23 protein-coding genes are annotated in these 26231 nt (G+C 51.3%); 6 read left to right on the top strand and 17 right to left on the bottom strand.

All coding sequences use genetic code 11. The features are described from left to right. Positions 1 to 6 precede the first annotated feature (6 nt). Positions 7 to 1236, top strand: a complete 1230-nt coding sequence (locus EDM58_RS06785) for an MFS transporter (RefSeq protein ID WP_122912659.1) — start codon at positions 7 to 9, stop codon at positions 1234 to 1236. Positions 1237 to 1285: 49 nt separating this feature from the next. Here the strand turns inward: EDM58_RS06785 and EDM58_RS06780 are convergent, their stop codons facing one another. Together EDM58_RS06780 and EDM58_RS26150 are read right to left on the bottom strand one after the other, a co-directional pair. After that, positions 1286 to 2047: a DeoR/GlpR family DNA-binding transcription regulator gene (locus tag EDM58_RS06780; RefSeq protein ID WP_122912658.1), complete on the bottom strand. Its 762-nt coding sequence runs from the start codon at positions 2045 to 2047 to the stop codon at positions 1286 to 1288. 133 nt (positions 2048 to 2180) lie between these two features. Then, positions 2181 to 3683, bottom strand: a complete 1503-nt coding sequence (locus tag EDM58_RS26150; protein WP_183187435.1) for an L-fucose/L-arabinose isomerase family protein — start codon at positions 3681 to 3683, stop codon at positions 2181 to 2183. Positions 3684 to 3802: 119 nt separating this feature from the next. On the opposite strand from EDM58_RS26150, the gene EDM58_RS06770 reads away from it, so the two are divergent. Further along, positions 3803 to 4681 carry a helix-turn-helix transcriptional regulator gene (locus EDM58_RS06770; RefSeq protein ID WP_122912657.1) on the top strand — a complete coding sequence of 293 codons (879 nt, stop codon included), beginning with the start codon at positions 3803 to 3805 and terminating at the stop codon, positions 4679 to 4681. Positions 4682 to 4766: 85 nt separating this feature from the next. Here EDM58_RS06770 and EDM58_RS06765 read toward each other — a convergent pair whose 3' ends face one another. The 3 genes from EDM58_RS06765 to EDM58_RS06755 form a co-directional block, all read right to left on the bottom strand. Continuing rightward, positions 4767 to 4979, bottom strand: a complete 213-nt coding sequence (locus tag EDM58_RS06765) for a hypothetical protein (RefSeq protein ID WP_122912656.1) — start codon at positions 4977 to 4979, stop codon at positions 4767 to 4769. A gap of 84 nt (positions 4980 to 5063) precedes the next feature. Next, positions 5064 to 5891 carry an ethanolamine ammonia-lyase subunit EutC gene (gene eutC, locus EDM58_RS06760; RefSeq protein WP_122912655.1) on the bottom strand — a complete coding sequence of 276 codons (828 nt, stop codon included), beginning with the start codon at positions 5889 to 5891 and terminating at the stop codon, positions 5064 to 5066. Positions 5892 to 5909: 18 nt separating this feature from the next. Next, positions 5910 to 7271, bottom strand: coding sequence for an ethanolamine ammonia-lyase subunit EutB (locus EDM58_RS06755; protein ID WP_122912654.1), 1362 nt, complete (start codon positions 7269 to 7271; stop codon positions 5910 to 5912). 317 nt (positions 7272 to 7588) lie between these two features. Here EDM58_RS06755 and EDM58_RS06750 point away from each other — a divergent pair, with 317 nt between their 5' ends. Next, positions 7589 to 8077 carry a GyrI-like domain-containing protein gene (locus EDM58_RS06750; protein WP_246000556.1) on the top strand — a complete coding sequence of 163 codons (489 nt, stop codon included), beginning with the start codon at positions 7589 to 7591 and terminating at the stop codon, positions 8075 to 8077. Positions 8078 to 8089: 12 nt separating this feature from the next. On the opposite strand, the gene EDM58_RS06745 is transcribed toward EDM58_RS06750, so the two are convergent. The 5 genes from EDM58_RS06745 to fdhF all read right to left on the bottom strand — a co-directional run bounded on the left by EDM58_RS06745 (position 8090) and on the right by fdhF (position 14458). After that, complete coding sequence (locus EDM58_RS06745) at positions 8090 to 9484, bottom strand: sigma-54 interaction domain-containing protein (RefSeq protein WP_122912653.1); 1395 nt, start codon at positions 9482 to 9484, stop codon at positions 8090 to 8092. Between the two features lie 96 nt (positions 9485 to 9580). Beyond that, on the bottom strand, positions 9581 to 10147 hold the full coding sequence (cysC, locus tag EDM58_RS06740) for an adenylyl-sulfate kinase (RefSeq protein ID WP_122912652.1): 567 nt from the start codon (positions 10145 to 10147) through the stop codon (positions 9581 to 9583). A 15-nt stretch (positions 10148 to 10162) separates the two neighbouring features. Further along, entirely contained in the window at positions 10163 to 10909 is a 747-nt protein-coding gene (locus tag EDM58_RS06735; RefSeq protein ID WP_183187434.1) for a sulfotransferase family 2 domain-containing protein, read from the bottom strand. Between the two features lie 108 nt (positions 10910 to 11017). Continuing rightward, entirely contained in the window at positions 11018 to 11497 is a 480-nt protein-coding gene (locus EDM58_RS06730) for a helical membrane plugin domain-containing protein (protein ID WP_122912650.1), read from the bottom strand. 3 nt (positions 11498 to 11500) lie between these two features. Continuing rightward, positions 11501 to 14458 carry a formate dehydrogenase subunit alpha gene (gene fdhF / locus EDM58_RS06725; RefSeq protein WP_122912649.1) on the bottom strand — a complete coding sequence of 986 codons (2958 nt, stop codon included), beginning with the start codon at positions 14456 to 14458 and terminating at the stop codon, positions 11501 to 11503. 330 nt (positions 14459 to 14788) lie between these two features. On the opposite strand from fdhF, the gene EDM58_RS06720 reads away from it, so the two are divergent. Next, a complete protein-coding gene (locus EDM58_RS06720; protein ID WP_122912779.1) occupies positions 14789 to 15127 on the top strand; it encodes a histidine triad nucleotide-binding protein in 339 nt (112 codons plus the stop codon). A 12-nt stretch (positions 15128 to 15139) separates the two neighbouring features. Here EDM58_RS06720 and EDM58_RS06715 read toward each other — a convergent pair whose 3' ends face one another. Continuing rightward, complete coding sequence (locus EDM58_RS06715; protein WP_122912648.1) at positions 15140 to 16117, bottom strand: YpdA family putative bacillithiol disulfide reductase; 978 nt, start codon at positions 16115 to 16117, stop codon at positions 15140 to 15142. Positions 16118 to 16254: 137 nt separating this feature from the next. Between EDM58_RS06715 and EDM58_RS06710 the strand changes: the two genes are divergently transcribed. After that, a complete protein-coding gene (locus EDM58_RS06710) occupies positions 16255 to 17856 on the top strand; it encodes an S-layer homology domain-containing protein (protein ID WP_122912647.1) in 1602 nt (533 codons plus the stop codon). A gap of 49 nt (positions 17857 to 17905) precedes the next feature. Here EDM58_RS06710 and EDM58_RS06705 read toward each other — a convergent pair whose 3' ends face one another. Then, a complete protein-coding gene (locus EDM58_RS06705) occupies positions 17906 to 18868 on the bottom strand; it encodes an L-threonine 3-dehydrogenase (RefSeq protein WP_122912646.1) in 963 nt (320 codons plus the stop codon). Further along, positions 18865 to 20058 carry a glycine C-acetyltransferase gene (locus tag EDM58_RS06700; protein WP_122912645.1) on the bottom strand — a complete coding sequence of 398 codons (1194 nt, stop codon included), beginning with the start codon at positions 20056 to 20058 and terminating at the stop codon, positions 18865 to 18867. Before EDM58_RS06700 ends, EDM58_RS06705 begins: the two co-directional genes overlap by 4 nt. Positions 20059 to 20332: 274 nt before the next feature. Here EDM58_RS06700 and xerS point away from each other — a divergent pair, with 274 nt between their 5' ends. After that, entirely contained in the window at positions 20333 to 21445 is a 1113-nt protein-coding gene (gene xerS, locus EDM58_RS06695) for a tyrosine recombinase XerS (protein ID WP_122912644.1), read from the top strand. 65 nt (positions 21446 to 21510) lie between these two features. Here xerS and EDM58_RS06690 read toward each other — a convergent pair whose 3' ends face one another. From EDM58_RS06690 to EDM58_RS06675, 4 genes are all read right to left on the bottom strand, one after another. Further along, entirely contained in the window at positions 21511 to 23094 is a 1584-nt protein-coding gene (locus EDM58_RS06690; protein WP_122912643.1) for an acetate--CoA ligase, read from the bottom strand. Between the two features lie 211 nt (positions 23095 to 23305). Further along, positions 23306 to 24220, bottom strand: coding sequence for a C40 family peptidase (locus EDM58_RS06685; RefSeq protein WP_122912642.1), 915 nt, complete (start codon positions 24218 to 24220; stop codon positions 23306 to 23308). 284 nt (positions 24221 to 24504) lie between these two features. Continuing rightward, the gene (locus tag EDM58_RS06680) at positions 24505 to 25131 is read right to left on the bottom strand and encodes a fumarylacetoacetate hydrolase family protein (RefSeq protein ID WP_122912641.1); all 627 of its coding nucleotides are present in this window, start codon (positions 25129 to 25131) and stop codon (positions 24505 to 24507) included. A 91-nt stretch (positions 25132 to 25222) separates the two neighbouring features. After that, the gene (locus EDM58_RS06675; RefSeq protein WP_122912640.1) at positions 25223 to 25759 is read right to left on the bottom strand and encodes a hypothetical protein; all 537 of its coding nucleotides are present in this window, start codon (positions 25757 to 25759) and stop codon (positions 25223 to 25225) included. Positions 25760 to 26231: the final 472 nt, after the last annotated feature.

The raw sequence follows: 26231 nt of genomic DNA, 5'->3' as shown, positions 1-26231 counted from the left end.
GGAAAGATGAATTTTTCCTGGAAACGCAATTTATTTGTCCTATGGCTAGGAGTCTTTTTTTGTAGTACGGCCTATACCATCTCCATCCCGTTCTTGCCGATCTTCCTCCATACATCGATGGGAATTAACGAAAATCTGGAGATTTGGGCGGGTATCTCGTTCGGAATCACGTTTTTGGCAAGTGCTTTGATTTCTCCCTACTGGGGCTCGCTTGCAGACAAGTACGGGCGCAAGCCGATGCTGATCCGTTCCGGATACAGTCTTGCACTCCTCTATTTCTTGACATACTTCATCACCGACCCTTATGTGTTCATCGTCTTGCGCATCTTCCAAGGGCTGCTGGCCGGGTTTGTCCCTGCGTCCATCGCCTTGGTCGGTACCAACACACCGGAAAAAGATGTCGGCTACGCACTGGGTGTCATGGCCACAGCGGGAGCGACAGGGAACATTATCGGTCCATTGGTCGGCGGGGTTGTCAGCCACCTTTGGGGAAACCGGGAAGCATTTCTTTTTTCCGGATGTGTCGTGCTGGTGGCTGCCTTGATCGCTACCTTTTTTGTAAAAGAAACCAAATTGAACAAATCCGGTGTTCGTTCGCGTGTAAGTGAAGATTTGCGCGCAGCCTGGGCGAATCGACCGCTCATGGCCCTGCTAGGTGTCAGCATGATGGTAACGTGTTCGGTTATGCTGCTGGAACCGCTGCTTACGGTCTACGTCCTGCAATTGGGAGTGAGCGAGCAGGAAGCCTCCCTGAGCGCGGGCATTATTTTCGCCTCTGTCGGAATCGCCACCGTGATCGCGTCTCCAAGATGGGGACGATTGGGAGGCAGCATCGGTTTTTCGAAGATTTTGTTTATTGGTTTGATCGGAGGAGCAGTCGGGAATTTGCTGCAATACTTCTTCACTGATTTGTACGGCTTCGGAATCCTTCGCTTCGTATACGGCCTGTTTTTTGCCGCGGTCTATCCATCCATCAATGCAATGATTGTCAAAGTAACGGAACCAGAATTTCGCGGCAGGGCCTTTAGCCTCAACCAATCCTCGAACCAGCTCGCAACCATGCTGGGACCCGTTATAGGCGGGGTAATGGGCGGACTCATCCCGATCCGGGTGGTCTTTATCCTCAACGGATTGGCTCTGCTGGTCACTGCCATCGTGATCTATTACAAAAAACCGGGGCGCAAGTCGACTCCTTCGCAGCAAACAGCGTCGGATGCGCAGTTAGTAGCAAAATAGGCGGCGGGTATGGATACCCGCCGCCTTTTTGCTGTCGCCTCCCCTGCCTTCAGGGAGCGATCGTCACTTTAATCGCCTTTTCCTCAAGCTGCCGGATCGTTACGGCATCCACTTCGTCATCCGTGATGATTTCATCGATCTGGGAGAGCGCAGCAAAATAGGTAAATGCCTGTACGCCAATTTTGCTGGCATCAGCCAACAGAAAGACTTTATCCGAGATATTGATCATTTTCTTTTTGACGAGTGCCTGCATTTCATTGGATTCACTGATGCCGCGCTCCAGGTGGATGCCTTTGCAGGAGAGAAATACCTTGTCGACATGATACTGATCCAGGCTGCGTTCGGCGCTGGGTCCGAGAAAGGACAGGGAACGCGGCGCGAGGGTGCCTCCTGTCGAAATGACCTCCACCTTTTCCTTGGTGCTCAGCTCCATCGCTACCTTGATCGAATTGGTCAATACCGTAAGCGGAATATCCGGGACGATCGCAGCCATATACCAAGCCGTCGTGCTGGCATCGAGAATGATCCGGTCATGCGGCTCGATATACGCGACGGCCTGTTTGGCGATGCGTTTCTTCTCTTCCATGCGCGTTACTTCTCGCTCCAGGTAAGGAATTTCCGGCTGAGGGTCCGAGATGCTGACCGCCCCGCCATGGCTTCTCATCAGGCGCCCTGCTTCCTCCAAACGATCCAAATCACGGCGAATGGTCTCTTCGGTTACGTTGCAAATTTCACTTAATTCCGAGACGCGGATACTTCCTCTCTCATTTACCAGACGGACAATCATTTCGTGTCTTTCGGCTACAAGCATCGTCATCCTCTTTTCCTGCTATTGTGATCTGCGTCAACCGTTTTTTGTATATGTTTGATTATACCAGTTTTACTCACAAAAGCAGGAGAATTTTTGATGATTTTCTTTGGATTATCTTTGCTGGAATAACCGTTTACAAAGTCACTTGCCTGATATCCATTACCTCAGCTACTTTTTGCAAAAGTCGGGCATGATGGCCGACTGCCAGCGCGCAGTGGTGTGTCGGGGCTTCCCGGAACCATTTATCCATATAGTCGTCCGGATGATCGCGAAACTTGACCGGGGTTTGGGTATTTCCGATCTTCATCGTGGGACCGTCGGTAGAAACTCCTTCGCCAAAAATGAGCTTCAGTTTGCCGTCCCCTGTCTGTGTCAGGTTTACAGTGGTTACGGGGCCGCGCTTTACTTTTGCTTCCACGGAAACGCCCGTCCCTTGCTTGCCATGATAGAGTCCCATCCCGCGCAGGATTGGTTTTCCCTCTGCGATGGCAATATGAAAAGGCCCGTCATGTCCAAGAAGAATGGTCTCATCCTCATAATCGACGACGACGATCTCGGAATAGCTACCGCCGATTCCCAGTAAATCGCATATTTTCATCGCCACGGCTGTTTTCAGGTCCCCCTCCCCTGCACAGGGAATCCCTTTTGCGGTCAGAAGGGAGTGACCGACGATAAAGCCTGCCTGCAGCTTTTCATACGGGTTCCCTGGAGCACCGTGATAATAATAGGTCAGGGCATCGAGATCGTAGTAGCGCACCAGCTTTTCCTGTGCGGCTGCCACGCGACATGACCACTCCAGCTGCTCGGCAGTAGGCTTTCTGGCGATCGGATCTGCTGGAGAATCCCCGCTGATTGCAAACATCTCCTCGATTTCAGCCATCTTTTCCCGGACCTGCGTCTCCGTTACCTCCCGAAGCATCCGGTCTACATCGCACATTTCCAACACTTCGACATGCAATCCCATCTGCGCCTGAATCATGGTAAAATCGCTGTACATATCGAGCATGCCGCTGTAGGTATTGCCTAAAAAACCAAAACGGCTGTGGCGCAAGGTCCTGCGCACAGAAGCGGCCATTATCCACTCTTCGATGTTTGTCCAGGCGCGCATGGCCTCTGGACGGTCCTTCGTCACCTCATTGGCCAGCGAAATGGCGGGAGTCTGATCGAGTCCCAAGAGCCCGTTGATGACACGAAAGCGAATGTCAGCCCGTGAAAAAGCATTGGCGATCTCGGGAACGGGGCAGGCTCCGCAATGCGCCAGCCACTCGCCTGTCGTCGTCTGCTCGTAGTTGATCCGGGCGGCCGGCTGCAAATTGAGAACGACCACGGGCGCATGGCAAATCTGGTGGACGGGCAGCACAGCAGAGCTCGTGCTGTAGGTGCCGGAATGACAGAAGATCAGGTCTACATTGTGGGCCTGAAACCACTCCCCTGCTCGCCTGCCTTCCTCCTCAGAATCTACCAGCCCGTAATAGAATACTTCTCCGTGCAAAGCCATTTTTTCTTTTAAAAACTCCCCATAGCCAATGATGCGCTCACGCAGTCCCGGAAACTGCTCCCAGTATGTCGAAAGGCCAATCGTGTAGAGCCCGATTCTCCCCTTTTTCATCGGTTTTAGTTTTGTACCCTCTGCCATGAATGCTCCCTCCCTGCGAAAAATACAAGCTTTATGCGTTCATTGTATTCGCTTACAATAAAGGAAACATCCCATGATCTTGTTCATTCCTAACAGAATCTTGCTGGGAGGCGCATGCTGTGGACCGTTATCGAGAACGGGCAGCCCATGATTGGACGGAAGATTCGATACGCTTGATCTCTACGCCTAGCCAAACTGCTAAGAAAACCTTCTATTACGTGCAAGAAGTCGGCCATTTTCGGACGAAGCCCGGCTATTTTACTGAACGGCAGCAGCTTCATTCCTACCTGATTGTCTATACCTTGGCGGGCAAAGGCTATCTTGATTATCGAGGCAAGCGATATGTATTGGGTCCGAATCAGGCTTTTTTTATTGATTGTCGGGAGTACCAGTTTTACAAGACCGACTCTCATGACCTGTGGGAAATCCTCTGGGTTCACTTCAATGGAAGCAACAGCCGCAGCTATTACGAGCAATTTGCCACACATGGTCCACCCGTCGTCCGATTTGGGGAGGAGGCAGATGCAGCAGGGCTGATCAGGAAAATGATTCAACTTCATCGGCACAAGGATGTACGTACAGAGATGCTGACCTCCCAGTATCTGGTCCAGCTTCTGACCCAGCTTCTGCTGGCAACTAGCCCGATGCCGCAAATCGACGCTTATATGCCGCCCGTCATCGAGAATGCAGTCCGTGACCTGGATCGCCGTTTTCAGGAGAAAATCTCGCTTGATTCACTGGCTCGCCGACACGCTATCAGCAAGTTCCATCTCGTGCGGGAGTTCAAAAAATACACGGGCTATACCCCGAACGAATACGTCATTCACTGCCGTATTACCTATGCCAAGGAGTTGCTCACCTACACCGATCTCACAGTCGGACAGATCGCCGAACAAGTGGGAATGGATCATGTCAGCCACTTTATCGACCTGTTTAAGAAACGGGTGGAAATGACTCCGCTTGCGTTTCGGAAAAAATGGCAGCGCCCGCAGTCATAGCGGCCACGGGCCTGACATCCCAATAAAAAAACTGCCGAAGAGATGACTCTTTCAGCAGTTTTTGATACGGTTGCACTCATCGGTGTTAAACACCCGTGCGTCTGCGTTGATTATTCGGTTTTTTGGTGTGCTGGCTTTTCATCGTCTGATTCATTGCTTTTGGATTGTGACTCGATGCACGGCCATTGGATTGCGCTTGCTTTTTCTCCGCCAGCTTACGTTTAATGGCCTCTTGCAGGCTGATCTTGCCAGGCTTGTTTTCCATTGCTTCTTTTTCGTTTTGATTTGGCTCCGACATGCGTAGCAACTCCTTGGGAAAAATGGTCCTTCTCCTTGTATTCTAGTGCATGACAGCAAAATCTGCCAAGAGAAATCTATCTCTTTATTTTGCCCGAAGTTGCGCGTATGCAACACCACTCGCCTGCACACGCAAAATATCTGCCAGCAAATCAGCCAGATACGCGCCTGCTTCAATCGGCGGTGTGCCTCCGCGATGGATATTGGAGATAACCGTGCGATCGGATTCAACGGTACGTTCATTGGGCTGATAGATCATGTAGGCGCTCAAGCTCTCCGCCGTCGCGAGTCCCGGACGTTCTCCGATGAGGGAGATGACGACCTTGCACCGTACGATGGAGGCGACATGATCCTGCACCCAGACGCGTCCCCTATGGATAAAAAGCGGCTTCGCCACACTGAGATTTTTCAGAGCCAACCCCTGCAGCAAGGAAGGGAGCAAATCGGGAATGCAGGCTTCACAGGCCGACGTGCTAAGCCCATCCGAGATGATGATCTGCACGTCCTTGTTTTTGTCCCCATGCTGCTCGAGCCAGCGTACCGACTCTTCGGACAAGAATCTGCCCGAGTCTAGATTCATCAAATACTCCTGCATGTCTTTGGCTCTCGTATACAGCTCAGGCAGCCCCAATTCTGCCAGCCATGCCGGCTCAATTCGTTTCATCACTGCGTCATGCGCCGCTGCCTGATCGATGCGGAACTGCAGGTAGCTGGTCGTCTTCATCCGCGTCCCTGCCCGGCCAATCCCGATTCGTGCCGGTGTCCGCCGCATCGCTTGTTCCAGCACTTCCCGATTGTGCGGGTTCTTCACGCCAAGCTGTTTCTCTTCGGGAAAGGGAATGGCTTCCTGACTCTTTTTGGACAATTCCTCCACCACTCTTTGGACCAAGTGATCCAGATCGATCTGCTTCATCCCGATTTCTCCCCTTCCCTAGTCAAATATGGACAAGTCCCCGGCCCGCTCCGTCAGCCGTCCGTTTTCCATGATGCCCATCTTCTCCAGCCATTTTTCAAACTCTCGCAGCGGCCGTAAGCCCAAAAGCTCCCGCAGGCTCGCATCGTCGTGGTAGCTTGTATCTTGGTAGCTCAGCATGACATCGTCACCGCCTGGTACGCCCATGTAAAAATTGGCACCCCCCAACGCTGTCAGCATCCCGGCAATTTCCTGATCATTTTGATCGGCATGCATGTGATTGGTGTAGGTAGGGGCGATCCCCATCGGCAGCCCATGCAGTTTTCCCATAAACAAATCCTCCAGGTCCGCACGAATCATCTGTCTGCCGTCATACAAGGTTTCGGGACCGATGAAGCCGGATACGTTATTCACCATAAACGGCTTCCAATGCCGACAGTAGCCGTATGTTCTTGATTCCAGCGTCTGCATGTCGACCCCTTCATGCGAATCCAGCGATACCTCTGAGCCTTGCCCCGTTTCAAAATACATCACATTGGGGCCTGATGCCGTCCCGCAGCGAAGCATCAATGCCATCGCTTCGTCCAAAATCTCCTTATTCACGCCAAATGCTTCATTGGCGCGCTGTGAACCCGCCAAGCTCTGAAACATCAGCGAGATCGGGGCTCCGTTGCGCAGAGCTTGCACCTGTGTAGTGATATGGGCCAACACGCAATTTTGTGTGGGGATTTCCCAGCGCTGCATGAATTCATGCGTCATCCGTAGCAGCCTGGCGACGCTTTCGACCGAATCATTGTTGGGATTAATTCCGATCACGGCATCCCCGCATCCATAGGAAAGACCCTCCTTGATCGAAGCGAGTATCCCCTCCGGATCATCGATCGGATGGTTGGGCTGACAGCGAAAAGCAAGCCGTCCCGGTTCTCCGATCAAGGTATTGCAATAGGCTTGATGGCGCATCTTCTGGGAAGCGAGGACGAGGTCGATGCTGGACATCAGCTTGGCCACAGCGGAGATCATTTCACTGGTCAATCCGCGGCTGATGCGGGATAGCTCCGGCATCCCTGTCGTATGAGAGAGAATGTACTCCCGCAATTCGCCCACTGTCCAATTCTGGATCTCCCGGTAGACAGACAAATTCAGATCGTCATAGATAATGCGCGTAACCTCGTCTTTTGCATACGGAATCACCGGATTTTCATAAATGTCTTCCAGCTTCATTTCACTGAGGACCACCTTGGCAGCCATGCGCTCCAATGCAGAGCTCGCAGATAATTTACTCATCTGATCGCCTGATTTTTCTTCGCTTGCTTTGCCCAGTACTTCTCGTACAGAAGAGAATTGGTAATGCTGCTTTCGGATCGTGCAAGACAATTTCATGACTACACCTTCTTTCCTCATCTAAAAAAGGTGCCTCACGCGGCTGCGGCGAATAACCGCAACCTCGAAAAGCACCTTTGCTTGAGCATGTTTACTTTTTCATGCAACCCAATCGGAAAACGTGACGTTCCGACGCCATTGTCGGAGATGCAGTCTGAATTTTCCTTCAATTTGTATTATATCGGGAAAGTTTGTTCATTTCTACAATTGTTTCGTATATTCGCTTGCCTTTCCTTGAAATTTCCGTAATGTTCCAGTATGATAAGGACAAGAACGTTTGTTCGATATATTTTTAGTAGATAGTGGGAGGAATTTTTGTGTCAGTGTTCCAGCCGGAAATCACAAGGAAGCATTTGGAATCCTTCGTTTTTATGGGGAAATCCGCACGTACGACGAATGAAGCGGAAATGAAAGGAGAAGGTGTCATCCCTGCAATGTGGGGCCATTTTTATCGGGATCAGGTGCTGGCGAGCATCCCTGCGAAGGAACATGCACCGGTTCTCGCCCTTTACACCGACTATGAATCCGATGAAACGGGGGCTTATACGTTTGCAATCGGTGCTGAAGTTGGCCCAACAGAGGTAGCGACAGCAGGTCTGAATACTTATGCTGTGCCTGCCTTCGAATATGTCGTGTTTACGACGCGAAAAGGAATCATTACCGAGATTGTCCCGGAGACTTGGCAGTACATTTGGGAATGGTCAAAAACGAACAAGCGGGCGTTTGTAGCCGATTTCGAGCTGTACGATTCCCGATGCAGCGATCCGCAGAACAGCCAGGTCGATATTTACATCTCTGTTCTCTAAAGAGCTCCTTTTCTACATGCGGTACTTTTTCAATTTCTCGTAAAACGCAGAGCGGCTGATTCCCAGGAGTCTGGCCGCTTTTGTCTTGTTCCCGTTCGTTTCGCGAAGCGTTCGCTCGATCTCCCTTTTTTCGGCTGCATGAACCACATCCCCGCCAGTTCTTGCTGCTGTTTGCGCGATCTCCTCCGGCAGGTCTGCGAACGAGAGCTCTCCTTCCTCAGCCAGTATCATGCCTCTTTCCATCACATTGCGCAATTGACGGATATTTCCTGGCCAATCGTATTGGTACAGCACTTCCTGCGCCGCATCCTCGATTCCCGTCACTCTCGTATTCAAGACGGGATTCAACTGCCTGATAAAAGCGTTGGCGAGAAGGAGAATGTCGCTTCTTCTCTGTCGCAATGGCGGAATGGTCAGGGTCATGATATGCAGGCGGTAATACAGATCTGCGCGAAAAGTCTTCGCTGCCATCATTTCCTCGAGCGGGGCGTGGGTCGCCGCAATGATTCGCACGTCTGTGTGGATCGGTCGGCTTCCCCCGACACGAAAGAAATCCTTGCCCTCCAACACGCGCAACAGCTTCGCTTGCAAAGCCAGCGGCATGTCGCCGATCTCATCCAGAAACAAGGTCCCCCCTCCCGCCAGCTCCAGTTTGCCGATTCTCCCTGCACGGTCGGCACCGGTGAAGGCTCCGGACTCATAGCCCAGGAACTCGGCTTCCAGTAGATGCTCCGGGATCGAAGCGCAATTGACTGTAATGAAAGGACCGTGGGCGCGATCGCTTTCCTGATGCACAGCATGGGCGAACAGTTCTTTGCCCGTACCACTTTCGCCACGCAGGAGCAACGGGGTATGGTGCCTCGCCGTTTTGGCCGCCAATGCGATACAATGCTTCATCCGCTTGTCGGAAGTGATGATATGATCCCAGGAATACATTGCCTGAAAAGGATGCTTGAGAGCGTTTTTTTCCGGCAGCCTGCTGATGTCATCATGCTGACAGGAGATCGATTGCTTTCTCGATTCCAGCAGCGCGCGGGCCATGCGCGCTTTCGTCAGCATTCCGATGATCCGCTGATGTTCATCGACAACCACCCTGTATCCTTCTGGACCGTGCGAGACCATCTGTTCGAGCTGCTCCAACGTCATCTCAGACAGCTTGTCCATGCGTGCCGTCACCGCATCCGTCTTGATATAATTGCGGATCGGCGCTGTAAAAGAAACGTTTTCCACGATCATCTGATACAACGAGCTGGACGAAAATCCCCCGAGTATTCTGCCGGATGCATCCCTTACCGCCAGGACATCCAAACCTGAATCCAGCATGATGCGGGCTGCCTCTTCCATCGTATCATCCGGCCGCAGGAAAGCGGAAATGGGCTGGATCCAATCGTGCAACCGCATGGTCATTCGTCATCCTCCCCCGTTCCCGAAGAGTTCTCTCCCCTAACCATACGACATGGGCACTTGATTCCCTTCCCGGTTTAGCAGGGAGAACGGATGCGGCTAGGAAAGGAGACCGCGTTGCTTCAGATAGGCGACGATTTGATCGACACACGCTGGAATCGACATGCGATCTGCTTTCACTACCAGTTCGGGATGTTCGGGCGCTTCGTATTCCGAGGTTATGCCCGTAAAATTCGATATCGTTCCGGCCCGGGCGAGTTTGTACAAACCCTTGGGGTCCCTTGTTTCACATATGTGCAAGGGACATTTCACGTAGACTTCGATAAAAGTCCCCGCTGCAAACATCTGACGGATCATTTCACGGTCCCTCTTGTAGGGAGAGATGAAAGCAGCCAAGACGATCACGCCTGCTTCCGTAAGAATTTTCGTTACCTCGCCAGCGCGCCGGATATTCTCAGCTCGATCTTTCGGGGTGTAGCCCAGATCCCGATTCAACGAATGACGCAAGCGGTCACCGTCCAACACATAGCTGTTCAACCCATGCGCTTGATAAATGGCATGCATCTCATTTGCCAAGGTCGATTTGCCTGCACCAGACAATCCGGTAAACCAGAGAACATAGCTTTTTGCAGTCACCTTCTCTCCCCCTTTGCTATAGCTGCGCATTTCCACTATCCTCCATCATCCCGAAAAACGTTGCAAAAACAGTTCTTGCGCATAGCTGTGGAGTTGAATATCCAATTGATTTTTCTGGAATAGAAGCTGCATCGTAGCGGGATCGACATCATTGATTGCCATTCTGTTGTCCGTCACGTTTTCACGATAGATCTTGTCCGAAGAGGACCACCCCAATTGCTTGCGCATGGCCGGAAAACAGAGATGGGACCATTCTGTTATCCCGACAAATGAAAACGATGATGCAAGATGTGCCTTGGCACGATGCAGATCAGGCTCGTAATCACCGGGCCTCCAGGTGAAATAGGCCATCTCGGACTGATGAGTGAATCCTTGAGGATTGCCGGATAAATAACGTGTCTGTAGATTGGAGGTTAAGAAATCAAGTTCATCCGATTGAACGAACTGCGCAAAGCTCATTCCGGAGATTTGTTCATATGTGGGAATCGACGGATTGCGCAGCAGGAAAAAGAAAACCGAGAGGACAAGCTCGAACGGATTGCGTAGAAAGGTACAATAGCTGACAGGCCTCGTGATCAACTCATGGATCCCAAAGGGGAAATGACCAGAGACAATGCGCAGGGAACTGTCCGGCTGATTGCACAGTGCAACCAGCTTCTCCGTAGACCATCCACCCTCTTCATGCAGAAAGGCGATTTCTTCCCGTTTGTATTCTTCCATGAGCGTTTGGTTGATCGATGTCCCAGCCGTTTTAGGAATGTGAAGAAAGAGAAGCAATGGCTCTTTTTGCAAACTGATCCCCCCTTTCATCGCTTTTGTAGTGTATGTTGAAAGCTTCTCGCCGGGAAGTCAAAAAAGGCTCAGCATCAACACAATCGTTGACACCGAGCCTTTCCTTCTTTATTTCTTCAAGCTTTCACCCATGCCCTTCAACAGGTTGAGACCGAAACCGATCGCTCTGTTGATGTCGGGGTCATTCATAGCTTTATACAAATCCAGCAAGCCCACTTTTTGATCCTTTTGCAAACCTTCCTCCGCCTTTTGCAAGCCGTGCGTCAGGCTGCTGACCAATTTTTTGGTCGTAGCGGGATCGATGTCGCTGACGGCTTCCGCCACCGCCATGGCATTGTTCAGTGTATTCGTTACTGGGGGGCGGGTCAGCTGTCCAAGTGCGATCTTGGCCACCTGCTCCTTCGCCTCGACCAGTGCTTGGACCGTTTCCAGAATCCCGCTGGCGTGAAGCTCCTGCAGCAGCTTGATGGTGTCAAGAATTCCATCGGCGTTCTGTGCCGCTTCCGCTTTGATCTGGTCGAGCTTTTTCGCTTCCTGCTCCTCTGGCGTCAAGACGGGCTTGGCAATTTTTACAATCGGTCTCGCCATGGCTTACTTCACACCTCCTGCCTGATTTACTTTGGCAATCGGCTCGTAATCGTCACGCGCCCACTTGCGTTCCACCTGAACCCCCAACTGTGGATTGCGCTTGGCGTAACGAGGGTTGTACATCGGCAGCGGATTCATCCCGTCTTTTTCCAGAACCTCCATATACACCTTGGTCTGCTTGTAGGCAGGTGTCTGCGTCCGTACATCCACCGCATTACCGGTCAGGATATTGATCGCATTTTCATGGCTGACGGAGTTCATTGGCACGTAGAGTTCCTTCCCTTGGACACGATCCGTCACCACTGCACGCAGCTTGATTGCTCCGTACGGCGATACCAGGCGCACCAAGGAACCGTCTTTGACACCGCGTTCTTTCGCGAGCTCTGGCGGTACCTCCACGAACACATCCGGCACCTTGTACTGGATGCCTTTCGACTTATTGGTCATATTTCCTTCATGGAAATGCTCCAGCAAACGTCCGTTGTTCACGATCAGATCAAATTCCGGAGCGAATTCAACTGGCGGCACATACTCGACGAGCGATAAGCGGGCACGTCCGTCCGGGAATGTGAAACGCTCGGTGTACAGGAGCGGCTCGTCGGTGCCGTCCGGTTTTACAGGCCAGACCAGACTGTTCCAGCCTTCCAGACGATCGTAGGAGACCCCTGCAAAAATCGGGCTCAAGCTGGCGATCTCGTCCATGATATCTCCTGGATGGGTAAAGTTCCAATCTGCCCCCATCCGTCTGGCGATCTCCTGTACGATCCACCAGTCAGGCTTGGAGTCGCCGAGTGGCTCCCATACTTTGTTCAGGCGCTGGATGCGTCGCTCCGTATTGGTGAAGGTTCCATCTTTCTCCAGAGACGGAGCTGCAGGCAAGATGACATCCGCGAACTGCGCTGTTTTTGTGAAAAAGACGTCCTGCACGACGAAGAAGTCGAGCCCGCCCAAGGTCTCCTGCACATGATTGGAGTTGGAATCGACCCAAGCCATGTCCTCTCCGACCAGATACATCCCCTTCAGCTCGCCCCGCTCGGCTGCCTGAAGCATTTGGATATTGGTCCACCCTGGAGTGCTTGGAATTTCTGCCCCGTATGCTTTTTCAAACTTTTTGCGTGCGACATCATCACTGACATGCTGGTAGCCCGGCAGCCAGTTAGGCAGGGTTCCCATGTCACAAGCGCCTTGTACGTTATTGTGTCCGCGCAGCGGGTATGCCCCTGTACCAGTGCGTCCAAAGTTGCCAGTTACGAGCAAGAGGTTGGCGATCGCCGCAGAAGTATGCGATCCTCCTGTATTCTGGGTAACGCCCATGCCCCAGAGCACGCAGGTGCCGCTTGCTTCATGAATCATTTTGGCGACCTCAATCAATTGCTCTTTGGAGATTCCGGTTACTTCCTCTGCGTAATCCAGTGTGTACTTTTGCAGCATCTCGCGGTATTCCGTGAAGAAATTGACGCGATCCTGGATGAACTTCTCGTCATGCCAGCCCTGATCGATCATGTACTTGGCGACAGCTGTCAGCCACACGTAGTCAGTCCCTTGCTTCGGATGGATATACAGGTCTGAGCGGTCTGCCATTTCATGCCTGCGCAGATCGGAGACGATCAGCTTTTGCCCATACAGCTTTTTGGCGCGTTTCACGCGAGTCGCCAATACCGGATGGCCTTCCGTCGGATTGGCTCCGATAATGATGACCAAGCCTGCAGCCGCAATATCCTTGATCGTACCAGAATCGCCGCCGTAGCCCACGGTCGACATCAAGCCGTCAGAAGCCGGAGACTGGCAGTAACGGGAGCAGTTGTCCACATTATTGGTTCCGAAAACCTGACGCGCCAGCTTTTGCATGACGTATGCTTCTTCGTTGGTCGTCTTGGAGGAGCTGACAAAGCCAAGGGCATTGCCACCGTAGGTTTGCTTGATTTCCCCAAGCTTTTTGGCTACGAGATCGAGCGCCTCGTCCCAGGACGCAGGTACGAATTCGTCGCCTTTGCGAATCAAAGGTGTCGTCAATCGCTGATCGCTGTTCACAAAGTCCCAACCGAACTTGCCCTTCACGCAGGTGGAGACGGCATTCACAGGCGCTTGTTCGCTTGGCTCAATTTTCAGGATATGGCGCCCCTTGGTCCATACTTCGAAGGTACAGCCTACTCCGCAGAAGGTGCAGACGGTTTTGGTTTTCTCCGTTCGCGTTTCGCGCATCGCTGATTCGATTTCGGAGACAGCCATGATTCCGCTGTAGCCCGGCTCTACCTCTTTTACGAGATCGATCATCGGCGTCATCAGGTCTTTGCCGATGCCGGTCATGAAGCCAGCCTCGCCCAGCATGGATTTTTCCATCAAGGCATTGCACGGGCAAACGGTGACACATTGACCGCAGGAGACGCAGGATGACTCGTTGATGGATTTGTTGTCATCCCACAGGACGCGAGGCTTTTCCCGCTCCCAGTCGATCGTAAGGGTCTCGTTCACCTGCAGATCCTGGCACACCTCTACGCAGCGGCCGCACAGGATGCATTGATCCGGATCATAGCGGTAGAACGGATGAGACATGTCGACCTCGTAGCCCTTTTCCCGGAATGGACGGGATTGGTGCTCGATATGGAGCATTTCCGTCGTGTTGTGTACGCGGCAATTCCCGTTGTTGTTGTCGCAAACGGTGCAATAGAGCATGTGGTTCTCCAGCACGCGATCCATCGCTTCTGTTTGGGCGGCGCGAGCTTTTTCGGAGGCCGTTTTGATCTCCATGCCCTCCTGAACGACTGTCGAGCAGGCACGCATAATCTCGCCGTTGATCTCGCACATACAGGTGTCACAGGTCTGAATCGGACCAAGAACCGGGGAATAACAAATGTGCGGATGTTCGATTTCTTTTTGCAGCAAATAATCGAGCAGACGTGTGCCTTCTTCGATCTGATGCGCTTCTCCGTTCAATTGAACGCTAATCATGTTTTTCGTCATGGCTCCTCCTTACAAACACAACAATAAAAACCCACCACAAAACAACTGATGCAACAAGAAGACTTGTCGCTCAAGCCGTTTCATGGTGGGTTAACACTTAGCATTTACGTACCAGTTATCAATCCCGCCATTTGAAGCGAGTGGAAGCCAGGACGATGAAGGACGCAAGCGTCACTCAATCCATCTTTGAACTTCCATTCATAATTATATGATACCGGGAAAAAAAAGCAATAGTTCGACATGAAATCGTTTTCTTTCTTCTGACAGGGAAAGCCTGCTCCGATGGCGAAGTAGGGAACAGACTTCTCTTACGAAAGGCAGTGAATGATGATGGATTGTCTTTTTTGCAAAATCGTAGCCGGTGATATTCCCTCGACCAAGGTGTATGAGGACGAACATGTCCTCGCCTTTCATGACATCAACCCGATCGCGCCTGTCCATGTCCTGATGATTCCCAAGAAGCACATCGCTTCTCTCCTGGAGATTCAGCCTGAGGACAAGGAATTGATCGGCCACCTCCACCTCTCCCTGCAAAAGGTAGCCGAAACCATGGAAGTGAAGGACCCCGGTTTCCGCATCGTGACCAATATCGGAAAACACGGACAGCAGACCGTCTTCCATCTGCATTACCATCTGATCGGCGGCAGACAGCTCAACTGGACGATGTAGCTTAAGCTTCGTTTATCGTCCGTCCTTCTCCAGGATGTGCTTGGCAATCGCTTCCCCGTGATAACGGCCGTTTTCAATAAAAATGGCGTTGGCGCGATTTCCTGCTGCGACGACTCCCGCAATGTACAGGTTGGGGACATTGGTCTCCATCGTCTCGGGGTTATGCACAGGAATACCCGTTTCCGGATCGGTCTGAACCCCCAGTGCATGGAGGAAGGTTCGATCCGGACGGAAGCCAATCAGGGCAAATACCATGTCGTTCTCCAGCGTTATCATCTTTTCGCCGCTCTTGACGCGAATCGTCTTCTCCTGGATCGACTCCACTGTAGATTGGTACATCACCTGAATGCGCCCCTTCTCCGCCAGGCTCTCAAAGACAGGACGAGTCCAAGCTTTGACCTTCTCGGACAAGGTTGCCCCCCGGCAGATCACCGTCACCTCAGCACCGGCCCGCTCCAGCTCCATCGCTGCGTCGACCGCCGAGTTGTTCCCGCCTATCACAGCTACCTTCATGCCGCTGTATGGATGCGCTTCTTGATAAAAGGAAGAAACTTTGGGCAGGTCTTCGCCGGGAACCCCCAGCTTGTTCGGATGATCGAAATAGCCGGTCGCAATCACCAGATTTCTACATATGTAAGTGTGCTCTTGATCAAACCGATCTTTCGTTTGGACCTCATAGCCTTCTGCGATCGGCTTTGCTGAGACCACTGTTTCATACACGTGTACCCGCAGCTGTTCGCGTGAGGCGACCAGTCGATAGTAATTCAACGCTTCCTGCCTTGTCGGTTTTTCATTGGCAGTAGCAAACGGCACCTCCCCGATCTCCAGCCGATCCGGCGTGCTGTGAAAAATCATGTAGGTAGGGTAACGGTAAATCGAGTGAACCAATGAGCCCTTCTCTATCACCAAAGGATTCAATCCGGCACGTTTGCACGAAATCGCCGCAGCAAGCCCGCATGGACCCGCCCCTACAATCAGTACATCATTCATTTCTCTTACTCCTCGTTTCTATCCATATCTTTTTTCTTTTATTCTACCATAAGCTCATGCTTCCCAAAGAGTTCCAGAAAAATGGCAATAAATCACCAATGAAAGGTCTTTTCACTCTCCTTATACTTGGTAGTATGATGAAAAAACAAAATCTACATATGTGGTCTCTCTCCCTCTTGATGCTTGCCTATGGCCTCTCCCTTGCCATCGGGGTGCCGGCCTCGACGGCATCAACGCTTAACCTGCGCGATATCGCCAACAGCTATGCAGTGAGCCAGATCCGCTCGCTCAACGATGCCGGCATCATTTCCGGCGACGAGCACGGGTATTTTCACCCGACTCGGCCCGTCACACGCGCTGAATTCGTCGCCATGCTGAACCGGACGATAGGAATCAAGCCGGTCGCAAGCAATACAGCGTCTTACACCGATGTGCCGAAAAGCTCATGGGCCTATGGGGACATCCAAGCGGCCGCAGCCCTGGAACTGGTAAATGGAACGAGCAGCCGCACATTCTCCCCTGTCCGCACGATTACACGCGAGGAAGCAGCAGCGATGCTGGTACGTGCGCTCAAGGAGAAATCCGTCACGAATGCCTCCCTGTCCTTGAAAGACGTCCAAGCCATCTCCACATGGGCGCTCCCCTCCGTGCGCGATGCTGTGCACAGCGGCTGGCTAACCGGTTACAATGGATATTTTCGTCCCAAAGACGCGCTCTCCCGCGAGGAAACGGCTGTCATTTTGTATCGGATTCACAATCTTCTCAAGTCTCATCCTGTTTCTGCAAAGCCTTTGGTGTCCTTGGGCTGGCAGTATCAATCCACAACCGCAGAGTTCATCAACCAGGTAAAGAATTCCTCGGTCAATACCTTGTCGCCGCGCTGGTTCTTCCTGCAAAAAGATGGCTCGATTAGCGATACGACAGATGCCTCCTTGGTCACCTGGGCGAAAAAGAATGGAAAACAGGTTTGGCCGCTCTTTGGCAACCGATTTGATTCCGCTACCACGCATGCCGTTCTCACCGATCCGGCGAAGCGAAAAGCCCTTGTGCAGACCTTGGCCGGATATGTGCAAAAATATCAGCTAGACGGAGTGAATGTTGATTTCGAATCGTTCTCCCCGTCAGACCGCGATTTTTTCACGTTGTTCATCAAGGAGCTGACAGCAGCACTGCATCAAAAGGGGGCTGTCGTCTCCGTCGATGTTCCACCTGACACAGGCTCGGACTGGAGCGATCCTTTTGATTATGGAAAACTCGCGGAATACGCCGACTACATCGTCCTGATGGCCTATGAGGAGCACTGGGTCGGCAGTCAAATGGCAGGTTCGGTTGCATCTCTGCCCTGGTTCAAGAATACAATTGCCAATTTACTCGATGAAGTCCCGTCCGAACGCCTGATCGTCGGAATGCCGCTCTATACCCGTGATTGGTACAAGGCTCAAGGAGGTATGCAATCTACCGATCTCAGCATTCCAGACTCCTACGGCTTGCTATCCCGCTATGGAGGGAGCACTAAATGGGACGCAAATCTTGGCCAATACGTCTCTTATTACAATAAAGGAGGAGTGACTCATACCATCTGGTTGGAAGAGAGCCGTTCATTGGGATTAAAAGCAAAAGCAAGCCTCGATTATCATGTAGGGGGTTTTGCTTACTGGTACATCGGTTCAGAATCGCCAGATGTTTGGTCCGCGATCAACAATTCCATTTTGTTAAAGCAAACACGAAAACGCTTATAAAGAAAAGCCACGCTGCAAATGAACTTGCAGACGTGGCTTTTTTCTCCTTTTAGCACACCTTTTGAAGCAGCTTCCCCCTCAATTTGGTCAGCATATCTTCTGTCATTTTGTCCAAATCGTATTTCGTCGCAAAGCCCCATTCTTCTCTGGCCGCCGACGCATCGATCGAATCCGGCCAACTATCTGCGATCGCTTGACGCACGGGATCCACCTGATAGGACAAGGTAAAGTCCGGCAGATGCTTGCGGATTGCGGCTGCCACCTGCTCCGGCTCAATGCTCATCGCTGTCACGTTAAAGGCATTGCGATGCTTCAGCCTTGCCCCGTCCGCTTCCATCAGGTCGATGATGGCGTTCAGCGCATCCGGCATGTACATCATGTCCATGTAGGTGCCTTTGGCAATGTAGGAGGTGTAGCTGCCTTCCAGAATCGCCTGGTAGTAGATATCCACGGCATAGTCAGTCGTACCGCCCCCTGGAGGTGTTACATAGGAAATCAATCCGGGGAAACGGACACCGCGCGTATCTACGCCGAATTTATGGTAATAGTAGTCGCACAAAAGCTCTCCCGCCACCTTGTTGACGCCATACATCGTTGTCGGCCTTTGAATGGTTTCTTGCGGCGTCTGGATTTTGGGTGTCGACGGTCCAAAAGCACCGATCGAGCTAGGTGTAAAAAATTGGCAAGAAAGCTCGCGTGCCGTCTCCAGCGCGTTAACTAGTCCGCCCATGTTGAGATTCCATGCCAAGAGCGGTTTTGCCTCTGCGGTCGCCGACAGCAGCGCGGCAAGATGCATAATCGTATCAGCCTGATGGGACTTTGCCAGCTCCAGCATACGCTTCGCATCGGTGACGTCGAGGATTTCAAAGGGACCTGATTCCACTACAGGGCTGTTGTCTGCCTTGCGAATGTCTGTCGCGACGACAGCTTCGGCACCGTACAGCTCGCGGAGCCTCATAACCAGCTCAGAGCCGATTTGTCCCAATGCACCGGTTACCAGGATTTTTTTCATTTCAGAATCCCCATTTCCGTCCCTACTTTTTCGTAGATCGACAGGGCACGATCCAGCATGTCGCGGGTATGAGCCGCCGTAGGCATATTCCGCAAACGACCTGTTCCTTTGGGAACCGTCGGGAAGACAATCGCCTTTGCATAGACGCCTTCCTCATACAGGCGTTTGCTGAATTCCTGTGTTTTTTGCTCGTCGCCAATGATGCATGGCGTGATCGGTGTTTCGCTGTTGCCGATTTCGAAACCCAGCTCCTTAAGTCCTTTTTTCAAATAATCGCCGTTCGCCCACAGTTTGTCATGCAGCTCCGTGCTGTTCTGCAAGATGTCGATGGCAGTGATGCAGGCCGCCACATCAGCAGGAGTCAGCGCCGTAGAGAACAGGAAAGGACGGCTGCGAACCTTCAGCCAATCGATCAGCTGCTGACGACCGGCCACATAGCCGCCGACTACCCCGATCGCTTTGGACAAGGTGCCGATCTGAAAATCGACTTTGTCAGAGAGACCAAAATGCTTGACAGTTCCTGCTCCTTTTCCCAATACCCCGGAGCCGTGCGCGTCATCGACGTATGTCATCAGGTCGAATTCTTCCGCGACCTCGACGATTTCCGGCAGCTTGGCGATGTCGCCGTCCATTGAGAATACGCCATCTGTGATGACCATCAGTTTTTTATATTTTCCGGACGCCTTTGCTTCCTTGGCCTTCTGGCGCAAGTCATCAATGTCCGAATGATTGTATCGAATGATCTGCGCCCGCGAAAGCCGGCAGCCGTCAATAATCGAAGCATGGTTCAATTCATCGGAGAGAATGGCGTCTTCTTTGTCCATCACGGCAGAGATCGCTGCCATATTGCAGTTGAAACCGGACTGATACGCGATGGCGGCTTCGGTCTGCTTGAAGCTTGCAATCTTCTCCTCCAGCTTTACGTGAAGTTCCAGGGTACCGTTTATGGTACGGACAGCGCCTGCCCCTACCCCGTATTTTTGTGCTGCCGCGATTGCAGCATCAATCAGCCGCTGATCCGTAGCCAAACCAAGATAGTTGTTGGAAGACAGGTTGATCAGTTCTTTTCCACCGATCGTGATCATCGGACCATTTGCACTTTGCAAAGGATCGATCACATTGTAGAGACCCTTGCTTTTGAGATCCGATAGATTTTCGCTCAAGAAATGCTCCAAGGTTTTGCTCGCCATTTGTAGATCCCTCCGACCATTCATCACTTGTTACGTACATATGTCCTTGTGGAATAGACATTATAAAGAACGATAAATTCTTTAATACCAAGGCTTTATTGATTATAAAGTATCACCTTTTCCTATATATGTCCATATGAGAAAGACATAAAATTAAAAAATTTTCTCGTCATTTCCGATCTGCCAAATCTCCTCAGACCCTTACCAATTGCTTCTTTTTTTGATAGAATATATGTTCGTATTACGAAATCTGAGTGATGGGTGGTGCAAAGATATGTCCGTACCGAAACAGCGTGATGCGCGCAAGCTCTTGCAAACGATAAACGAATATCCCTGGTACGTGGAGAAGTTCATTGAACATAAAAAAACCAAGAAAAATTCCCCTTCTACCCTGCTAGGTTACTTGCGCGACATCGCCTTTTTCTTTCGCTGGATGATGGCAGAAGGACTGACTTCCGCCACCGAGATGAAGAAATTGCCGCTATCCGACTTGAACCAGCTGAAAAAAGAGACGGTGGAAAGCTACATTCTGTACCTCCAGGAGTCACATCTCTATGAGCGTTCGGTTCTGTTGACCAATCCCACTCGCAGCTCCCGAAAAGAGTACAGCGACCGGACGATCAACCGGAAAATTTCCAGTCTCAAATCGTTGTTTCATTATTTATCCGCCCTGGCTGAGGACGAGCATGGTGAATCCTACCTGACTCGGAATGTGCTGGCAAAAATCGAACTGGAAATGACAGAGATGACTCCGCTGGCACGCGCCCATGCGATCCGGGCAAAAATCTTGATCGATGAAGAAATTTATCAGTTCGTTGACTTCGTCCATACGGGCTTCCTCGCCCACTGTGATACCTTGAAAAAGCAACAGTACCACTTGAAAAATCGAGACCGGGATACTGCGTTGGTCGCGATGATCCTGTCAGGCGGCTTTCGTGTGTCTGAGGTCGTCAGCCTTAATCTTTCGGATCTGGTCATGGAAAAAAACCAGATCAAGCTTGTGCGCAAAGGAAAAAAGGAAGACGCCCCCTTCTTCAGTGACTGGGGGAAGGATTATCTGGCAAAATACCTGCAAACACGTGACTCCTACCACCCTCCGGCACACGAAGACGCGGTCTTTCTCGCGGTCTCGCCGGGAAAACCCGAGGGGCACCGCATCGATGTGCGCTCTGTGCAAAAGCTGGTAAAAAAATATGCCAAAGCATTTGGCATCCCCGACTTGTCCGTACATAAGCTGCGGCACAGTTTTGCTACGCAGTTTCTTCGGCTCAATCCAGATCCTCATCAACTGCAAGCGCAGCTCGGCCACTCCAAAATCGAGACGACCATGCAGTACGCCCATGTGCTGGAGGATGCCTTGAGCAAAGCCGTCAACCGCACTACGTAGCTGTTCTTTTATCTTTCCACTTGCCCGACAAAAATACCCGGCTGACGATCAGCCGGGTTCTTTGCTCACGCACGATTCATTTGTTCTTTTTCCTGCAGCCGCAGTTCCACTCTCCTGATTTTTCCAGAAGTGGTTTTCGGCAATTCTTCCACGAACTCGATTTTACGCGGGTATTTGTAAGGAGCGGTCAAATTCTTGACATGCTCTTTCAATTCTTCGGCCAGTGATTCAGAAGGGGCATTCCCTTTTTTCAAGACTACGAATGCTTTTACTACATGCCCGCGCTCCGGATCAGGGCTTGCGACCGCGGCGCACTCGGCGACAGCAGGGTGTTTGACCAAGGCATCCTCCACCTCAAAAGGACCAATCGTATAGCCTCCCGAGATAATGATGTCATCCGACCGGCCTTCAAACCAAATGTAGCCATCATCGTCCATTCTCCCTTGGTCCCCGGTGACGTACCACTCCCCGCGGAATGCTTTGGCTGTCCGGTCGGGATCATTCAGATACCCTTTAAACAGCGCAACCATGTCTTTATGAATGGCGATATCCCCTACCTTGCCCACAGGCAGCTCGCTTCCCTCTTCGTCCACGATGGCTACGCGCACTACCGGGGATGGTCGTCCCATCGAGCCCGGCTTCGGCTCCATTCCGACGAAGGTCCCGACCAGCAAGGTGTTTTCTGTCTGTCCGTATCCATCCCGGACTGTCAAGTTGAAGACCCGTCTAAAGGTATCGATGACCTCCCGATTCAACGGCTCTCCAGCCGAACAGGTGGAGCGCAAGGCTTGCAATGTATAGCTTTCCAGGTCTGGAGCTTTTGCCATCATTCTGTACTCGGTCGGTGTAGCGCACAAGACGGAGATCGGATACTTCGACAGAATGGACAGATAGGTATCGGCACTGAATCGGCCCTTGTATACAAATGCTGTAGCACCTAAGCCAAGCGTTGAGACGAAGGGGCTCCAGATCCATTTGGCCCAGCCTGGACCCGCTGTGGCCCAGACTACGTCTTTTTCCTGAACATCCAGCCACTGCGTAGCCGCTACTGCCAGGTGGGCCAATGGCCATCCGGCAACGTGCATGACGCCTTTAGGCCCGCCTGTCGTTCCGGAGGTGTAGGACAAAAAGGCCAAATCATCAGAGCTTGTTTGTACACAGGTAAACTCGTCAGCCTGGTCTTGGATCAGCAAATCAAGGGAGATCCAGCCATCTGCCCGATCTCCAAGCGTGATAAAATGCCGGAGCGTCTTGCAGCGATTTCGCAGCGGCTCCACTTCCCCCATCATGCTGTCAAAACAAATGACAGCAGAAGCGAGGGCATGATCGATGCGATATTCAATATCCTTTTGGCGAAGCATTTCCGATCCTGGCAAGATGACGGCACCAAGCTTCAATAATGCAAGGTACAAGCCATACGCTTCAATCCCGCGCTTTACGAGAACCATCACCTTATCTCCCTGTCCGATGCCAATAGATTGCAGCCCATTGGCGATCCGATTGGAAAAACGACGCAATTGGTCATAGCTGAGGATTTGCTCCGCTCCACTCTCGTCCAGTTCCCATACGGCACGTTTGTCAGGATGGTTCAGCGCATACTGATCTACTTGTGCTGCAAAATTATAGTACTTTGGCATGTTCAGCTCCAAACGATGCACCTCCAACTTTTAACTATACAGAAATTAATATTCGACATTTTCGGAAAATATCCTTTTCGTAAACAAGCTTTTTTCCGCATAGCAACAAATGGCAGGCCGCTTTTGTGAAACTAAATTCATGGTAGTGCGTCATAATGATATAGAAAAAGTTCAATAAAAATGAAAAGCCCTCATGCAGCAACATGAGAGCTTTCCTGGGTGCTTAGATGACGCGCTTGATTTTGACCACGCGTTTTTCCCAATTCGTTCCGAAGAATTTGGAATAGGTCACACCAGGACTTCCGTATGTATGCAGGATTTTTCCATCGCCTGCATAGATGGCAACATGGGTGATCCGGTCAGAAGCATTTTTGGCAGAAGACTTCATAAAGATCAGGTCACCCTTTTGCAAATCCTTTTTGGAGACCGTTTTTCCGACGGTAGATTGTTGACGGGAGTCGCGCGGCAACGTGATTCCCGCCTCCTTAAAGACGCGCTGCGTAAACGATGAGCAATCGAAGGTTTTGGTCGTATTTTTGCTGGAGCCAAACTTGTACTTCGTTCCCATGTACTTCTCGCCATTGGCAATCACTTTATTGGCAATCGCTGAAGAAGAAGATTCGGATTTATTCGACGAATCGCTTGTCTTGTCGCTGCTTGCATCCGCAATCACTCGGCGGGCACCTACAAATTTCTTTTCATAATCAGAGAATTTTTTCAGTACAACTCCACCCTCACCTTGCGAAGAGTAGACAAACTGATCATTCCCGAGATAAATCCCCATAAAATTCGGACTGCCTTTTCCACTGGAAGCAAAGAAGACCAGGTCGCCAGCTTCCAGATCTTTTTGCGCAACCTTCTGGCCCGTCTTATACAAAGCCGAAATGGTATTGCCAATTTTGATGCCTGCCTGTTTGTATACATAAGTCGCCAAATTCGCAGAACCAAAAGCGTTAGGGCCATCTGCCTGGAATTTATACGCTTTGCCTACCAGTTGTTTCGCATCTTTTGCGATCTCGGTCACATCGACAGATTTCGGTGTACTAGCGGCCGCGTATCCTACTTGACCACCCATTAACAGGGACGTACTCAGCATGACTGCTACTGTTGACTTCATTACCCAATCTCGTTTCGTCACTTTCTTTTCCTCCTTGTCATGTCGTGGAACCCTCTGTGGGGTACATGGACAGGTTACCGCATAAGGAAACAGGAGGATAAGACCGTAAAATTTACCAATATTGGTTTTAGGATCATGGAACTACTAACAAAAACCAGCCCAAAGTATGCCATAACTGTTCATTAGACCAAAAGTACCATTTCAGCAAAAATGGTTTTTTTCACTTTATTTGAACATGAAAAAAACCAGAATCTGCATAGAACTAACAGATGCTGGTTTTCGCAAAGCCACAAGCCAAGCGGGATTTAGCGCAGGCGGGCTGTAAATTCTCCCCATTTTTCCTCGCCCCAGAAGAGGCTGAACTGATCTCCATCGTGCACAGGTCCCACCCCGGCCGGTGTGCCCGTGTAGATGATATCCCCTTGATCCAAACCGAAATGCTCGGTCGTATATTGAATGATCGTCATCAAGTCGAAGATCACATCCCGGATGTTGCCTCGCTGCACCTGCTCCCCGTTTTTCAGCATGGAAAAGTCGGTTTGCGTCAGTGCACTCTCGCCTGGAAACGGATGAAAAGGCGTCAGAATCGCGGCGTTTTTGAAGCCCTTCGCCAACAGCCACGGATGACCGTTCTTTTTCAGGACGCTTTGCACATCCCGCAGCGTCAGGTCGACTCCCAATGCCATCTCGTCCACGACCTCGTCCAGAGTCATCCCCGGCTTGTACGCGCGCCCGATATGTACTACCAATTCCGCTTCGTAATGGATCTCCCCGCGATTGCCTGGAAAATCAATTACCTGTCCGGCTGCTTCAACCAAAGAACGTGTCGGCTTGTCAAACAGCATGGGGGATGTTGGCACGTCGTTGCCAAGCTCTTCTGCATGCAAGCGGTAGTTGCGTCCTACACAAAAAATATTTTGAATCTGCTTCATTCTGTCCTCTCCTAACTATACAGCTATGACGGCTTTTGTCTTGTGCGATCTGTTTTTACTATATCATGGGTGAGCGGATCGGGACAGGGGATTACCCTTCTGGTGCAGGACCGGAATATCGATGCCACAGCTGGAGATTGCCCCTCGCTTCCACCTCGAATACCGTATCACAAATCCCTTCCATCACTTGCTCCAGGTCGGATTCTTCCGGTGTCGGATACGAAAAGGCATAGCAGATCTTGGCTTGCTCATCCGTAGATTCGTAGCGGATTGAATGAAAATTCGGCCACAATTCCAACGCTTGCTTGCGCGACAAGAGTGTCGCCTCCAAAGGAAACAAGCCGTCCCATTCCGATCTTTGGTACGTAGAGGTAACTTCCACGCGAAATGCTTCGGCTTCCTCGTCGATGCGCTTGAAAACAACCTGATCCTCCCGGTAAAAGCCATATCCGGACGGCAGTGTATCCGCTAGAGAAAAACCGATCCCGATTGGCAAATCGTCCGGTTTTAAGGCGTGGACGAGTCTTCCTGGCAACAGGTAATATCCCTCCTGTTGGACGGAGAGGAATTCGCCTAGCACTGCTACTGTCTGTTGGTTACTTTCGCTCGTCGTGACTTGTATGTACATGATCGGTGCACCTCCATCTTCAACAGTATGGTCACAATGACTTGACTCAAAACACTGTTAAGGGCGGGGTGGATCAGACTGTAGTGGAGGGGAGGAAAAAGAGAAAAACGCTCCGGCGGGTTGGGATCTTTGCTGGGGGTCATCCCTGGCCGCCTCCCACTCCAAAGGCGGAACCGCGGCCAAAAGCAGCCGTTTCGAGGAAGTGATTCAGGGTGTAGAGTAGAGAACTGACGCTTTCTGGCGACCGTTTGGTCGCCTTACTCCTATCAGTTCCCCCTCATCAAACCGTACGTGAGGTTCTCCCTCATACGGCTTTCCGATGTTCTTCTTTCCTTGGCATTCGGTTATCGCGTACGGCAAGCTTCACAAGAATTCCTCTTGTAGCTTTTGCTATCTCTCTCATCCGCGCATGTCTCGCTTGTTTATTCCTTTTCTTGTTGTTAAAGAGCACAAGTCTTGTCAGAACATACAA

Origin of the sequence: Brevibacillus panacihumi (assembly GCF_003710985.1) — a bacterium.
In the GTDB taxonomy this organism is placed as follows: Bacteria; Bacillota; Bacilli; order Brevibacillales; family Brevibacillaceae; genus Brevibacillus; species Brevibacillus panacihumi.
Note: the sequence above shows the minus strand (reverse complement) of the source record. Positions and strands in the feature narration are given on the sequence as shown.